The organism is Dietzia massiliensis (assembly GCF_018390595.1).
Taxonomy (GTDB): Bacteria; Actinomycetota; Actinomycetes; order Mycobacteriales; family Mycobacteriaceae; genus Dietzia; species Dietzia massiliensis.
Window position 1 is genome coordinate 1 of sequence record NZ_JAHBAV010000068.1, and the last position, 14974, is coordinate 14974.

The 14974-nt window shown below is 70.9% G+C and carries 12 protein-coding genes; 3 read left to right on the forward strand and 9 right to left on the reverse strand.

The genetic code is table 11. The features are described from left to right. Positions 1–43: 43 nt before the first annotated feature. The 5 genes from purH to sucC form a co-directional block, all read right to left on the reverse strand. Positions 44–1600 (reverse strand): bifunctional phosphoribosylaminoimidazolecarboxamide formyltransferase/IMP cyclohydrolase, encoded by a 1557-nt coding sequence (gene purH / locus KHA85_RS14555; RefSeq protein ID WP_213186351.1) that lies wholly within the window; start codon positions 1598–1600, stop codon positions 44–46. Further along, entirely contained in the window at positions 1597–2226 is a 630-nt protein-coding gene (gene purN / locus KHA85_RS14560; RefSeq protein ID WP_213186352.1) for a phosphoribosylglycinamide formyltransferase, read from the reverse strand. The genes purH and purN overlap by 4 nt, the downstream gene beginning before the upstream one ends. A gap of 62 nt (positions 2227–2288) precedes the next feature. Continuing rightward, positions 2289–3869: a cell division protein PerM gene (locus KHA85_RS14565; protein ID WP_308936965.1), complete on the reverse strand. Its 1581-nt coding sequence runs from the start codon at positions 3867–3869 to the stop codon at positions 2289–2291. A gap of 128 nt (positions 3870–3997) precedes the next feature. Next, positions 3998–4900 (reverse strand): succinate--CoA ligase subunit alpha, encoded by a 903-nt coding sequence (sucD, locus tag KHA85_RS14570; protein WP_061229055.1) that lies wholly within the window; start codon positions 4898–4900, stop codon positions 3998–4000. A gap of 21 nt (positions 4901–4921) precedes the next feature. Further along, positions 4922–6088 (reverse strand): ADP-forming succinate--CoA ligase subunit beta, encoded by a 1167-nt coding sequence (gene sucC, locus KHA85_RS14575; RefSeq protein ID WP_213186354.1) that lies wholly within the window; start codon positions 6086–6088, stop codon positions 4922–4924. A 423-nt stretch (positions 6089–6511) separates the two neighbouring features. Between sucC and KHA85_RS14580 the strand changes: the two genes are divergently transcribed. Further along, positions 6512–7300 (forward strand): M23 family metallopeptidase, encoded by a 789-nt coding sequence (locus KHA85_RS14580; RefSeq protein WP_213186355.1) that lies wholly within the window; start codon positions 6512–6514, stop codon positions 7298–7300. Between the two features lie 33 nt (positions 7301–7333). On the opposite strand, the gene KHA85_RS14585 is transcribed toward KHA85_RS14580, so the two are convergent. From KHA85_RS14585 to KHA85_RS14595, 3 genes are all read right to left on the reverse strand, one after another. Then, a complete protein-coding gene (locus KHA85_RS14585; protein WP_213186356.1) occupies positions 7334–7921 on the reverse strand; it encodes a TetR/AcrR family transcriptional regulator in 588 nt (195 codons plus the stop codon). A gap of 121 nt (positions 7922–8042) precedes the next feature. After that, the gene (locus KHA85_RS14590) at positions 8043–10517 is read right to left on the reverse strand and encodes a UvrD-helicase domain-containing protein (RefSeq protein ID WP_213186357.1); all 2475 of its coding nucleotides are present in this window, start codon (positions 10515–10517) and stop codon (positions 8043–8045) included. Between the two features lie 42 nt (positions 10518–10559). After that, positions 10560–11984, reverse strand: a complete 1425-nt coding sequence (locus tag KHA85_RS14595) for an alanine/glycine:cation symporter family protein (RefSeq protein WP_438802059.1) — start codon at positions 11982–11984, stop codon at positions 10560–10562. Between the two features lie 59 nt (positions 11985–12043). On the opposite strand from KHA85_RS14595, the gene KHA85_RS14600 reads away from it, so the two are divergent. Next, complete coding sequence (locus KHA85_RS14600) at positions 12044–12325, forward strand: chorismate mutase (protein WP_061229061.1); 282 nt, start codon at positions 12044–12046, stop codon at positions 12323–12325. A 25-nt stretch (positions 12326–12350) separates the two neighbouring features. Here KHA85_RS14600 and KHA85_RS14605 read toward each other — a convergent pair whose 3' ends face one another. Next, the gene (locus KHA85_RS14605; protein ID WP_213186359.1) at positions 12351–13010 is read right to left on the reverse strand and encodes a DUF5701 family protein; all 660 of its coding nucleotides are present in this window, start codon (positions 13008–13010) and stop codon (positions 12351–12353) included. 51 nt (positions 13011–13061) lie between these two features. On the opposite strand from KHA85_RS14605, the gene pgi reads away from it, so the two are divergent. Next, positions 13062–14720: a glucose-6-phosphate isomerase gene (pgi, locus tag KHA85_RS14610; protein WP_213186360.1), complete on the forward strand. Its 1659-nt coding sequence runs from the start codon at positions 13062–13064 to the stop codon at positions 14718–14720. Positions 14721–14974: the final 254 nt, after the last annotated feature.

Genomic DNA, 14974 nt, shown 5'->3' on the forward strand with positions numbered 1-14974 from the left:
GCCGTCGTCCGCCCCGTTGCCCGCGGCGCCGGTGCCCGCCATGTCAGTGGAAGAAGTGCCGGGCACCGGTGAAGTACATGGTGATGCCGGCCTTCTCGGCGGCCTCGATCACCTCGGCGTCGCGCACGGAGCCACCGGGCTGGACCACCGCGCGGACGCCCGCCTCGGCGAGGACCTCGAGGCCGTCGGCGAAGGGGAAGAAGGCGTCGGAGGCGGCGACCGCCCCGGCGACCCGGTCGCCCGCGCGCTGCACGGCGAGCCGCGCCGAGTCGACGCGGTTGACCTGACCCATGCCCACGCCGACGGTGGCGCCGGACTGGGCGAGCAGGATGGCATTGGACTTGACCGCGCGGCAGGCGCGCCACGCGAACAGCAGGTCGCGGAGGGTCTGCTCGTCGGCGTCGTCGCCGCAGGCCTTGGTCCAGCCGGCCACGACGTCGCCGTCGGCGTCGAGGGCGTCGCGCTGCTGCACGAGCACGCCGCCGGAGATCTGCTTGCGCTCGACCTCCTCACCGGCGGGCGGCTGCGCCTCGAGGATCCGGATGTTCTTCTTGCGCTGCAGGATCTCCACGGCACCGTCCGCGTAGGACGGGGCGATGATCACCTCGGTGAAGATCTCGGCGACCTGCTCCGCCATCTCCACCGTCACCTCGCGGTTGGCCGCGATCACACCACCGAACGCGCTGACGGGGTCGCACTCGTGCGCGGCGCGGTGGGCGGCGGCGATGTCGGCGTCGATCGCGATGCCGCACGGGTTGGCGTGCTTGATGATCGCCACGCACGGCTCGGCGTGATCGAAGGCCGAGCGCCAGGCGGCGTCGCCGTCGACGTAGTTGTTGTAGCTCATCTCCTTGCCGTGCAGCTGGCGGGCCTGGGCGAGCCCGGGCGCGGCCGCGGCGTCGGTGTAGAGGGCGGCGCTCTGGTGCGGGTTCTCGCCGTAGCGGAGGGTGGCCACCAGGTCGAGGCTCTGGCCCTGCCAGACCGGGTAGCCCTCGTCCTCGCCGGACGTCTGCTCGGTCATCCACGTGGCCACGGCCACGTCGTAGGCGCCGGTGTGGCGGAAGGCGGCGGCGGCGAGGCGGCGGCGCTGCTCGAGGGTGAACCCACCCGCGGCGACGGCCTCCAGCGCGTCGCCGTAGCCGGCGGGGTCCACCAGGACTGCGACGGAGGGATGGTTCTTGGCCGCCGCGCGCACCATCGAGGGGCCGCCGATGTCGATCTGCTCGACGCAGGCGTCGTAGTCGGCGCCGGAGGCGACGGTGTCGGTGAAGGGGTAGAGATTGACGACGACGAGCTCGAACGGGTGCACGCCGAGGTCCTCGATCTGCTCGAGATGCTCGGGCTTGCGGGTGTCGGCCAGGATGCCGGCGTGGACCCGCGGGTGCAGGGTCTTGACCCGACCCTCGAGGCATTCCGGGAACCCGGTCAGCGCGTCGACGGGCGTCACGGCGATCCCGGCGTCGGCGATGCGCTGGGCGGTCGAGCCGGTGGAGACGATCTCGACCCCGGCGTCGGCGAGCCCGCGGGCGAGTTCTTCCAGCCCGGTCTTGTCGTAGACGCTGATGAGGGCACGGCGGACGGGCCTGCGGGAGTCGGTCACTTCAGGTGCACCTTTCGACCTTCGATGTGGAGTCGGCCGCGGGCGGCGGCCGCGAGGACGTCGACGAGCAGTTCGCGCTCGACGACCTTGATGCGTTCGTGGAGGGTGGGCTCGGTGTCGTCGGGGCGGATCTCGACGGCGCGCTGGGCGATCACCGGGCCGGTGTCGACCCCGGCGTCGACCAGGTGCACCGTGCAGCCGGTGACCCGCACCCCGTAGGCGAGCGCGTCGCGGACGGCGTGCGCGCCGGGGAACGACGGCAGCAGGGCGGGGTGGGTGTTGACGACGCGGTCGGCGAAGCGGCCCAGGAACTCCGCGCCGAGGATGCGCATGAACCCGGCCGACACGACCCAGTCGGGCGCGAACCGTCCCACGGCCTCGGCGAGGGCGAGATCCCAGGCGGCGCGGTCGGGATGGTCTCCGGGACGGATGACGGCGGTGGGTACGCCGGCGCGGTCGGCGCGGGCGACGGCCTCGCAGTCGCGGTCGGAGACCAGCGCGATGACGCGGTACGGGCAGTCGCCTGCCGCCGCGGCGTCGAGAACGCTCTGGGCGAGGGTGCCGGAGCCGGAGGCCAGCAGCACGATCCCGCAGGACCCGTCGCCGGAGGACTCGGTATCCGCCACCTGCTGCGCTCCCGCCCGTCGATCCGGCGGCCCGCCGGTCGCGCGGGCCTCGTCTGGGGAGTCTAGTCGGCCGGTCTCGGCTCCTCGTCAGGCAGACCGGCCGAATCGTCCTCGGCGGGCTCCTCGGCGTCCCCGGCGACCTCCTCTGCCGGCTCCTCACTCGACTCCCCTGCCGGCTCCCCTGTCGGCTCGCCAGCCTGCTCCCCTGCCGGCTCCCCTGCCGGCTCCTCCGCGACGGGCGGGTCCTCGGCCGCCGCATCCGATGGCGGGTCCGCGTCCACCGCGGTGTCGGTCTCCGGGGCCCCTGCAGGGTCGGCCTCCGCGCCCTCGGAGTGATCCGTGTCGGCTCCGAGGGGATCGACCTCGTCGTCGTCGCCCTCCCGGGCGTCGTCGTCCCCGCCGACGTCGGCCGGGGCGATCACGCCGTCGGACACCGTCCCCGCACGGCGGCGGCGACGCTCGAGCTCGCTCTCCGCGCGCTCCCGGCGTCGCGTCAGGCCCGCCAGGGACAGGGCGATGGTCGCCGACCCGATGATGCCGAACAACAACAGACCCATGCCCGCCGCGATGAGCGACCCCGTGCCCACCGTGCCGAGCACACCGAGCTCGCCCCCGGCCACGACCGGGCTCACCGCGATCACCAGCGCCACGATCGCGGCGGCCAGCCACGCCGCCTTCACCGCGTCTCCGGTCGTCCGGAACCAATGCGCCACCGACCGCGCCAACGCCGCCGCCAGGACCACCGTCACCAGCAACAGCCCCTGCACCGCCCAGTGCGGGGTGGTGGTGGGCAGCACGGCAGCCAGCGGGACCTCCGGCATCGGGCCGCGCGACACAGCGAAGACGCTGTACGAGGCCTGGCCCAGATGCGCCTCCCCGCCCACGAGCAGGGACGCGGCGCCGATCACCACGTTGGGCAGATACGCCGCCGAGATCGCGGTGAGCGCGGCCGTCCCCACGACGTCCTTACCGATCCCCAGCGCCGCCGCGACGGGCTCCCACGCCGCCACGAGGCCGACCAGGACCAGTAGGGTCGCGACCGCCCAGGCCGCGGCGACGAACGCCGCTCCGAGGTGGATGCCGCCGCGGACCCACAGCGGCACGACCTCGCGCAGGTCGCGCCGGAAGTACAGCCACACCCCCAGGCCCGCCCCGGCGATGGCCACAGCCGCCGTCCACCCCAGCGCCGACGGCAGGGACGACTCCCGCACCGCGAAGTCCGACGCCGCGGAGCCCACGAGCAGAGTCGCCAGACCGGTGAGCAGCAGACCCGCCACCGTCACGCCGGCCACCGCCGCTCCGGCCTCGCGCGCGCCCGGCTGCTCCACGTCCGCCAGCACCGCGCGGGTCTGACGCGCCAACACCGCCGCGTAGAGCACCGGCGGCAGCAGCGGGAGGAATCCCAACTCGATGGTGTCCACCACCAGCGGGACGCGGTTGAGCACCAACCACTCCACGGCGACCACGGCGAACAACGAGTCGAACTCGTCGGACGTGAACACCAGCACGCCCAGGGTCAGCGCGGCCAACACGAGCACGGTCACGATGACGGGCAGCGCCGCGGCCGCCGCCGTCCACAGCAGCGAACGGGCGCCCGCGGGAGACCGTCGGGCGGCGGGGCGGATGACGCGTGGGGGGCTCACGCTGACCACCGTAGAGAGCCGGTCCGACATGCCCGCCCCCGGCACGCCGCGACCCCCGCCATCCGGGGATGACGGGGGTCGCGGGAACGCTCACGCACGGCCACCCCTCACGGGGCCGCCGCGGCGGATCACATGGCGTCGAGGATCTCCTTGGCGAGCTGGGCGGTCTCGGACGGCGTCTTGCCGACCTTCACGCCCGCGGCCTCGAGGGCCTCCTTCTTGGCCTGCGCGGTGCCGGCCGAGCCGGACACGATCGCGCCGGCGTGACCCATCGTCTTGCCCTCGGGGGCGGTGAAGCCCGCGACGTAGCCGACGACCGGCTTGGTGACGTTGGCCTTGATGTAGTCGGCCGCACGCTCCTCGGCGTCGCCGCCGATTTCGCCGATCATCACGATGACCTTGGTCTCCGGGTCGTTCTCGAAGGCCTCGATGCAGTCGATGTGCGTGGTGCCGATGATCGGGTCGCCGCCGATGCCGATGGCGGTCGAGAAGCCGTAGTCGGCCAGCTCGTACATCATCTGGTAGGTCAGGGTGCCCGACTTGGACACGAGTCCGACCGGGCCCTTGCCGGCGATGTTCGCCGGGGTGATGCCGACCAGCGACTCACCCGGCGTGATGATGCCCGGGCAGTTGGGGCCGATGATGCGGGTCTTGCCGCCCTTGGCGAGGTTGTAGTTCCACGCGGTGGCGGTGTCCAGGACCGGTGCGCCCTCGGTGATGACCACGGCGAGCGGGATCTCCGCGTCCACGGCCTCGATGATGGCGTCCTTGGTGAACGGCGGCGGCACGAACAGGATCGTCGTGTCGGCGCCGGTGGCCTCCATGGCCTCCTTCACCGAACCGAAGACGGGCAGCTCGATGTCGTTGCCGTCGGCGTCCTTGTGGGACACGGTGGTGCCGGCCTTGCGGGCGTTGACGCCGCCGACGATCTGGGTGCCGGCCGCGAGCATGCGGGCCGTGTGCTTGGTGCCCTCGCCGCCGGTGATGCCCTGGACGATGACCTTGCTGTCCTTGTTGAGGAAGATCGACATGTGTGTAAGGTCCTCTGTTTCTTACTTGGCGGCCAGCTCGGCGGCCTTGTCGGCGCCGGAGTCCATGTTGTCGGCCAGGGTGACGAGCGGGTGGTTCGCCTCGGCGAGGATCTTGCGACCCTCCTCGACGTTGTTGCCGTCCAGACGCACGACGAGCGGCTTGTTGGCCTCGTCGCCCAGGATCTCCAGGGCCTTGACGATGCCGTTCGCCACCGCGTCACAGGCGGTGATGCCGCCGAAGACGTTGACGAAGACGCTCTTGACCTGCTCGTCACCGAGGATGACGTCGAGGCCGTTGGCCATGACCTCGGCCGAGGCGCCGCCACCGATGTCGAGGAAGTTGGCGGGCTTGACGCCACCGTGGTTCTCGCCTGCGTAGGCGACGACGTCGAGGGTCGACATGACCAGGCCGGCGCCGTTGCCGATGATGCCGACCTCGCCGTCGAGCTTGACGTAGTTGAGGTCGTTCTCGGCGGCCTTCTGCTCGAGCGGATCGGTGGTGCCCGCATCGGCGAAGTCGGCGAAGGTGTCCTTGTGACGGAACTCGGCGTTCTCGTCCAGCGTCACCTTGCCGTCGAGCGCGAGGATCTCGTCGTTCGGCGTGCGCACGAGCGGGTTGACCTCGACCAGGGTGGCGTCCTCCTTGACGAAGACCTCGTACAGCTTGGCGATGGTCACCGCAGCGGCGTCCAGCACCTCCTCCGGCAGGTGGCCGGCCTTCGCGATCTCGCGGGCCTTGGCCTCGTCGACACCGACCGTGGGGTCGATGTTGATCCGGGCGAGGCGGTCCGGGGACTCCTCGGCGACCTGCTCGATCTCGACGCCGCCCTCGACCGAGCACATGGCCAGGTAGTTGCGGTTAGCGCGATCGACGAGGAAGGAGATGTAGTACTCCTCCGCGATGTCACTGGCCTCGGCGACCAGCAGCTTCTTGACGATGTGGCCCTTGATGTCCAGGCCCAGGATGTCCTCGGCCCGGGCTCGAGCCTCCTTGGCATCCTCTGCCAGCTTCACGCCGCCGGCCTTACCACGGCCACCGACCTTCACTTGGGCCTTGACGACAACAGGCTTGCCGATCTCGGCCGCGACCTTCTCGGCCTCCTCCGCGGTGTCCGCGACGCGCCCCGGGGTGGTGGGCACGTCATGCTTCGCGAAAAGAGCCTTTGCCTGGTATTCAAAGAGATCCATCAGCTCACCATCTTGACGTGGGTAGATTCGCCCGGCCCTGTTGTAAAGCCGAGTCCTGCCTCATCCTAGGCGCGCGGTGTGTCGCCCGTCGCACCCCGGGGGTATGTGTGTGTATGTATGTGCACTGAATCACAGTGCACGCCCGCCCATTCGCGGCCGCTCCCGCCACTGCCCCCCCCACGGACGCCCGCAGGCCCCGTGAACCACACGAGTCACACGGGTGTGATGCACCCCTCCCTCTCGGGGCGGCCACTGCCTTGCGGGGTCGTTGCCAGTCCGTTACCTTGGACGAGGTTCATCACGAAAAGATCACGGCGCGACGACAGAGGGGAAACGACCACGGTGAGAGAGTCGCATCAGGAAGTAGCAGCGACTCCTGTCGTCATCCCTCCGGCCGGTGCGCACCGGGTCGGCCGCCACCGGATGCCCGCGCCGCCGACCGCCCTGCGCGGTCGCGCCGCCGTCCTGGCCGTGGCCGCGGGCGCGGCGGTCTCCGCCGCCTCGGCGGGCTCCGCGCTCAACGCTACCGGCACCCACTCGGCCGAGGCCGGCGACATCGCCCTGCTGGCCAACGGCGAGCCGGCCCCCGCCACCGCGAGCCCCGCGACGCCCGGGACCTCAGCACCGGCGACCCCGTCGGCGCCGGAGCCCGTGGTGGTCCCCGCCTCCGTCGGGGACACCGGCACCGAGAACATCCAGTCGGCCATGCTCTACGCCGGCACGGAGATCAACGCCCAGCGCGAGATCGCCGAGGAGCAGGCCCGACGTCCGAAGATCTCCCTCCCCGCGTTCGGTGCGTTCACCTCGCCGTACGCGATGCGCTGGGGGGCGATGCACAACGGCATCGACATCGCCAACGTCAACGGAACGCCGATTCTCGCGGCGACCGACGGCGTGGTCATCGACGCCGGGCCCGCTCAGGGCTTCGGCAACTGGATCCGCATCATGTCGGACGACGGCACGATGACGGTCTACGGGCACATGGAGACCCTCGACGTCCAGGAAGGCCAGCGCGTGTATGCCGGCCAGAAGATCGCCGGCATGGGCAACCTCGGGTTCTCGACCGGCACCCACCTGCACTTCGAAGTGCTGGTCAACGGCGGCAAGGACTACGTCGACCCGGTCGTGTGGCTGGCACAGCACGGCCTCGACCTGGCGATGGGTAGCCTCGCCGGCTCGCACGACCACGCCCACGGCTCGCTCGGCAGCTGAGCCCACCCGCCGCCGCTGCCCGGCTCTACCACTCTACCGGGCCCGCGTACCGGTGAGCAGGAGATCGACCAGCGCGTCCACCTCGGACGTGTCCATCGGACGCCGCATCGCCAGGGGCGTGAAGACGATCGGAACGAGGAGCGTGTCGATCACCGTGCGAGGGTCGAGCCCCTCCGCGACCTCGCCCCTCTCCGCGCCCACGTGCACCAGTCGATGCCATGACTCGATCGCCGGCCGCCACTGATCCAGCACCGTCTGGTTGAACTCCGGGTGTTGGCCGCCCGCCATGATCGCGGCGATCGCGCTCTCGACCGGCCCCTCAGCGAACTCCGCGAGCCGGTGCGCGAGCGCCCGGAGATTCTCCTCCCACGAGCCCACGGCCTCGACGACCGGCGCCCGTCGGACATGGGTCTGCAGGGCCTCGACGAGCAGATCGTGACGCGTCGGCCACCACCGGTACACCGTCCGCCGACCGACGCCCGCTCGTGCCGCGACGTCGACGACGCTGAAGGTCAGTCGCCCCTCTTCCAGGAAGCCGAGCGTCGCCTCCCCCACCGCCTGACGCACCTTCTCGCTGCGCCCACCTGCGCGAACCCGTACCCGTCCGTTCGTGGTGTCCACCCGGCTGCACCTCCGTCACTCACGACCCCCCGCCGCGAAGTGATAAGGGAGTTTACATAGTGCACGAAGTCGCCGCGTGTGATCAGCGTGCGCGAGGCTGGCCGACGTCGGCCCGCCCGCCTCAGAGCTTCTGCATGGGTACGCCCCCGATGAGCATGAGCCGCACCTTCCCGGAGGCACCGAAGTCGATGGTCGCCGTGGCGCGCGGCCCGCTGCCGTCGCAGGAGAGCACCTTGCCGAGGCCGTACTTGTCGTGCGTGACCCGGTCGCCCGGCGCCAACTCCAGCGCGGGAGCTGACGGCTTCGCGCGCGGGATCCCGGGCGAGCGTCCACCGGAGCCGCCGCCGGAACTGTATCCGCCGGAGCTGTATCCACCCGAGCCGTAACCACCGGAGCCGCCGCCGAAGCGCCGCCGCGGGGCGTACGAGTCGTCATCCCCGAACCCGGCGCCGCCGGCCGGCTCCTCGCGCTGCCACTCGATCGCCTCGGAGGGGATCTCCTCCAGGAACCGCGACCCCGGGTTGGTCATGGGCTGGCCCCATGACGAGCGCATCATCGCCCGCGTCAGGTACAGCCGCCGGCGGGCGCGGGTGATGCCCACGTAGGCCAGCCGCCGCTCCTCCGACAGCTCCGCGGGATCGCCCAGCGCCCGCATGTGCGGGAAGAGTCCGTCCTCCATGCCGATGAGGAACACCACCGGGAACTCCAGGCCCTTGGCGGTGTGCAGGGTCATGAGCGTGACCTGCCCCTGGTCGTCGTCGGGGATCTCGTCCGCGTCGGCCACCAGCGACACGCGCTCGAGGAACGCCGCCAGCGATCCCGGCTCGGCCAGACCCTCGTCCAGGTCGGCGTCCGCGTCGGCCTCCTCGACGAAGCCCTGCTCACGCGCTGAGCGCTGCAGCGCGGCCTCCGACGAGAACTCCCGGCCCACGCCCACCAGCTCGTTGAGGTTGTCGAGGCGCGCCGCGTCCTGCGGATCGTTGGACGCCTCCAGCTCGGCGCGGTAGCCGGTGCGCTCGAGCACCGCCTCCACGAGCGCGCCCACGTCGGGCGCGGAGTCGTGCCCGCCGGCGTGGTCGTCACCGTCGAGGCGTCCGCGCAGGTCGTCGAGCATCTCGACGAACCCGGCGATCGCCTTGACCGACCGCGTGGGCAGCAGCGAGACCTTCCCCTCCGCCGCGTCGCGCAGGGCCTGCGCGAAGCCGATGCCGCGCTGCTCGGCGTGAACCACCACGCACGCCTCGGCCCGGTCACCGATGCCGCGACGCGGGGTGTTGAGGATGCGTCGGATCGCCACCGCGTCGTCCGGGTTATTCAGCACCTTGAGGTAGGCGACCACGTCGCGCACCTCCTTGCGCTCGTAGAACCGGGTCCCGCCCACGACCTTGTAGGGCAGGCCCAAGCGGACGAACACGTCCTCGATCACGCGGGACGAGTTGTTGGTCCGGTAGAACACCGCGACGTCGGAGTAGGACGCCTCGCCCGAGTCCACCAGCCGGTCGATCTCGCCGGCGATGAACCGCGCCTCGTCGTGCTCGTTGTCCGCGACATACCCCACCAGCAGCTCGCCGGCGCCCTCGGCGGTCCACAAGTTCTTCTCGCGCCGCCCGGCGTTCCGCGCAATCACGGCGTTGGCGGCCGACAGGATGGTCTGCGTGGAGCGGTAGTTCTGCTCCAACAGGATGGAACGGGCGTCCGGGTAGTCGTGCTCGAAGTCCTCGATGTTGCGGATCGTGGCCCCGCGGAACGCGTAGATCGACTGATCCGCGTCACCCACCACACAGAGTTCGGCCGGGGGCACGCCCACCTCGTCGTCGTCCCCCGCTGTGCCGCCCACGAGAGTGCGGACCAGGACGTACTGCGCGTGGTTGGTGTCCTGGTACTCGTCCACCATGACGTGGCGGAACCGCCGCCGGTAGTACGCGGCCACCTCGGGGTGCGCGCGCAAGAGGGCGACCGTCTCGCCGATGAGGTCGTCGAAGTCGAACGCGTTGGCCGCCTGCAGCCGCGCCTGGTACTCGGTGAACACGGCCGCCACGGTCTGCGCGGTGCGATCCGAGTCCTCGAGCGCCCGGTCCATGGCCTCAGCCGGGTCGCGCAGTTCGTTCTTGTGGTTGGAGATGGCCGAGGCGAGCATGCGCGGGGTGAACTTCTTGACCTCGAGCTGCTGCTCCTTGGCGATCATCCCCAGCAGCCGCCGGGAGTCGTCCGAGTCGTAGATCGTGAAGTTCGAGTTTCGGGTCCCGAGCAGCGCCGACTGGGCCCGGAGGATGCGCACGCAGATCGAGTGGAAGGTGGCCACCCACATCCGCTCGGCGTGCGGGCCGACCAGCGCCGCGACGCGCTCGCGCATCTCGGCGGCGGCCTTGTTGGTGAACGTGATGGCCAGGATCTGCCCCGGGTGGGCGCCGCCCTCGGCGAGCAGGTAGGCGATCCGCCTCGTGAGCACGCTGGTCTTGCCCGACCCGGCGCCCGCGACGATCAGCAGCGGGCCGCCGCGGTGGGTGACCGCGGCGGCCTGCTGGGGGTTGAGCCCATCGAGCAGCGGCGAGTGGGGCGAGTGCTGGCGGGCGGGGGCGGAGGCGGTGTCGGTCATCGTGGGGTCCAATCTACCCACCCGGTCCGACACCGCCCGGGGTCAGCGCGTGCGGGCCCCCATGAACTCATCGACCTGCGAGGCGGTGGCGTCCAGACGCGGGTCGTTGTCCAGGTAATGACGCGTCTCGCGGACGATCAGCCCGGACAGGACGAGCAGGCCGATGAGGTTGGGGATCGCCATGAGCCCGTTCATCACGTCGGCGAAGTTCCACACCACCTCGAGCTCGGTGACGGCGCCGATGAACACCACGCACGTGAAGACCATGCGGTACGGGATGACGCCGCGCGCGCCCACGAGCCGCTCCATGCACCGCTCGCCGTAGTACGACCAGCCGAGGATGGTGGAGAAGGCGAAGAACGCGATGGACACCGCGACGAGCTTGTCGCCGTCGGGGATCGCTGAGGCGAAGGCGTCGGCGGTCATCGTGCCCGCGACGTCACCCCCTCCCTGCCACACGCCGGTGGTGACCAGGACCAGGCCGGTGAAGGTGACGACGATGATGGTGTCGATGAACGTCTGCGTCATCGAGACCAGGCCCTGACGGGTGGGGTGGGTGGTCCGCGCTGCCGCGGCCGCGATCGCCGCCGAGCCCATGCCGGACTCGTTGGAGAAGATGCCGCGCGCGACGCCCATCTGGATGGCGTACAGGATCGCGGAGCCCGCGAAGCCGCCGACGGCCGCGGTACCGGTGAAGGCGTCGGAGAAGACCAGGCCGAACGCCGCCGGGATCTGATCGGCGTTGACGACGAGGACCACGAGCCCGCCGATGATGTAGAGCAGGATCATGAGCGGCACGAACCCGGCGGTGACCCGCCCGATGGCCTTGATGCCGCCGAGGAGCACGGCGCCCGTGAGGACGAAGAGGACGATGCCGGTGGTCACCGGCGAGACGTCGAACGAGTTCTCCAACTGGGTCGCCACGGCGTTGCCCTGGGTCATGTTGCCGATGCCGAAGCTGGCCAGGACGGCGAACACCGCGAACACGATCGACAGGACCAGGCCGACTCTCGCACCTGATCGGCCGAAGATCTCGGCGAATCCGCGGTGCAGGTAGTACTGCGGGCCGCCGGACTGCTCGCCGCGGGCGTCGGTGACGCGGAACCGCACGCCCAGGAACGCCTCCGAGTACTTGGACGCCATGCCGACTAGCGCGGTGATCCACATCCAGAACAGCGCCCCCGGCCCGCCGAGCGCGATGGCGGTGGCGACGCCGACGATGTTGCCGACGCCGACCGTGGCCGCCAGCGCCGTGGTGAGCGCCTGGTACTGCGAGATGTCGCCCTCGCCGCCGCTGTCGTGCCGCTTGAGCAGGCCGAGCCGCAGTGCGGGGCCGAGCTTGCGGAACTGCAACGCCCGCAGTCGGACGGTGAGGAACAAGCCGGTGCCCAGCAGCAGCGGGATGAGGACGAACGGCCCCCAGATCACCGATCCGATGTCGGCGAGAAACGTGTTGAATTCTTCCACGGGCGCAAACATTAGACGGTTGTTCGGTCGCTCCGGGGTGCAGTGGGATAATTCGCTTCATGAGCACCGACCCCGCCGGCACCGACGATCCTCTGTCCGAGGCCGAGATCCAGGAACTGCGGCTGGAGATCGACCGTCTGGACGCCGAGATCCTGGACGCCATCACCCGCCGTAGCGAGATCTCCCGCCGCATCGGCCGCACGCGTATGCAGTCGGGCGGCACCAAGCTCGTGCACACGCGCGAGCTCAAGGTCTACGAGCGCTTCGCGTCCCTCGGCGAGGAGGGTCAGACGCTCGCCGGGATGCTCCTGCGCCTGGGCCGCGGTCGGCTGGGGTACTAGGCGACCGGGCTTCTGGGTCGGCCTGTTACCGAGCCGGCCCCCGCCTGCCGGACGTCGACGCGAAGCCCAGCCAGGTGTGGTGGTTGCCCGCCCAGCACCACCCCACCTTGGGCGCGCCCTTGTTCTCCTTGCCGTCGCGGCCGGTGCCGCCGCTGATCCACAGCGCGGGCGTGCGGGAGTCCAGCCCGCCGGTCGGCTTGGGCTTGCGCGAGCCGATACACATGAAGCACGCGCCCGGCTCGAGCGCGTCGGGCTGCTGCAGTACCCAGCTGATCCCCTCGGAGACGGTCAGCGGAGTGCGTCCGCGGGCGGTCAGAGCCGCGTGCGCGTCGGTGGGGGTCCAGTCCAGCATGTCGTCACCGCGCGTGACGTCGTCGAGGAGGTAGAGCGGCGCGTCGGGGAGGGTGATGTCGTCGGTGGGTGTGAAGTCGGCGAGGTCGGTCATGTCGACGACGACGAAGCCCGCCTTCCCGTCGCGGCGCATCAGTGCCGCCAGTCGCGCGGCCGACAGGAGTGAGGGGTGGACGGCCAGCACGGCTCCGCAACCGATCCGCCCGTCACCGGGTCCGGCGGCCAACGCGCGGGCGTGGTCCCGCAGCTGATCGGCACTGATCCCGGCGAGCTCCGGCACGCCGAGTGCGACCAGTCGCTCGGCCTGCGGGACGGGTGGAGTTACGCGGGTCACATCCTCTGAACAGTCGGCGGCGTGTTCGTATTCCCGGCTAATCTCGCAGCCATGACCGACATCAGCACGACGGAGCAGTGGGCAGCGGTCGCGGGCCTGGTCCCCTCGATCGGCGAGGTGACGTTGCGCGAGTTGTTCGACGCCGATCCCGAACGCGGCCGCCGGATGTCGGTCACGGCGGGCGACCTGCACGTGGACCTGTCCAAGCACCTGGTCACCGACGAGATCCTGCGCGCCCTCACCGAACTGGCCCACGCCGCCAGGCTGCCGGCGCAGCGGGCGGCCATGTTCCGGGGAGATCGCATCAACACGACCGAGGACCGTCCCGTCCTCCATACGGCGCTCAGGCTCCCGGCCGATGCCGAGCTCGTCGTCGACGGCTCCGACGTGGTGGCCGACGTCCACGCGGTCCTGGCGCGCATGACCGATCTCGCCGACCGCGTCCGCTCGGGCGAGTGGACCGGACACACGGGCGAGCGGATCGACACGGTGGTCAACATCGGCATCGGCGGCTCGGACCTCGGCCCGGTGATGGTCGACGCCGCGCTCCGCGAACTCCAGACCGCCGGGATCCGGGCGCGCTACGTCTCGAACGTCGACCCCGCCGACCTCACGGCGACCCTCGCCGAGATCGACCCGGCCACCACGCTGGTCGTGGTCGCCTCCAAGACGTTCACCACGCAGGAGACCATGGCCAACGCGCACGCGGCGCGGCGGCACTTCATCGAGGCCCTGGGGTCAGAGGAGGCGATCGCCTCTCACTTCGTCGCCGTCTCGACCGCCGCGGACAAGGTCGCCGACTTCGGCATCGCCCCGGACAACATGTTCGGTTTCTGGGACTGGGTCGGCGGCCGCTACTCGGTGTCCTCCGCGATCGGGCTGTCGGTGATGATCACGGCGGGCCCGCCGGCGTTCATCGAGATGCTCGAGGGCTTCCACACCATGGATCTGCATTTCGCCACCGAGGCGCCCGAGCACAACGCGCCCGTCCTCATGGCCCTGCTGGGAATCTGGTACACGTGCTTCCTCGGCGCGCAGTCCAAGGCCGTCATCCCCTATGCCCAGGCCCTCCACAGGTTCCCCGCCTATCTGCAGCAGCTCACCATGGAGTCCCTCGGCAAGTCCGTGCGCCTCGACGGTTCGGACGTCACCTACCCGACCGGCGAGGTCTACTGGGGCGAGCCCGGCACGAACGGTCAGCACGCCTTCTTCCAGCTGCTCCACCAGGGCACCCAGCTCGTGCCCGTCGACTTCATCGGCGTGGCACGGCCGGCCGCGGACCTGGCCGCCGACGTCCCCGGCGCGACGGGGCCGGTGTCGATGCACGACATGCTCATGGCCAACCTCTTCGCCCAGTCGCGGGTGCTGGCGTTCGGCAAAACCGAGGAGGAGGTCCTCGCCGACGGCGTCGACCCCGCCCTCGCCCCGCACAAGGTCATGCCCGGCAACCGGCCCTCGACCACGATCCTCGCGCCGTCCCTGTCCCCGAGCGTCGTGGGCCAGCTCATCGCGCTGTACGAGCACGTCGTGTTCACCCAGGCGGCGATCCTGGGCATCAACGCGTTCGACCAGTGGGGCGTAGAGCTGGGCAAGGCGCAGGCCGGTGAGCTGCTCTCCGCCCTCACCGCCGAGACCCACCCCGAGCCGGGCTTCGACTCCTCCACGGACTCGCTCGTCGAGATCTACCGAGAGGCCCGCGGGCGGCGCTGACGGCGGCTCGGCCGGCGCTGACGTGGGCCCGGCCGGCGGAACCACCGGCCAGCTCTCTACCCTGCGCGGCCCCGGCCCCGCACCGGCGTGTCCCGCGCCGCGCCGCGGGTCCGCGAACCCTCTGCCCTGTCGGCCGTCGGCCCTCGTCACCGCCCAGAATCTCCCGACGCACTGTCGCCGCCTTCGACTGACACGCACCCCTTGTGGTGTCGAACACGTAGGCGTAGGATAGAACACGTATTCGAGCCAAGTGG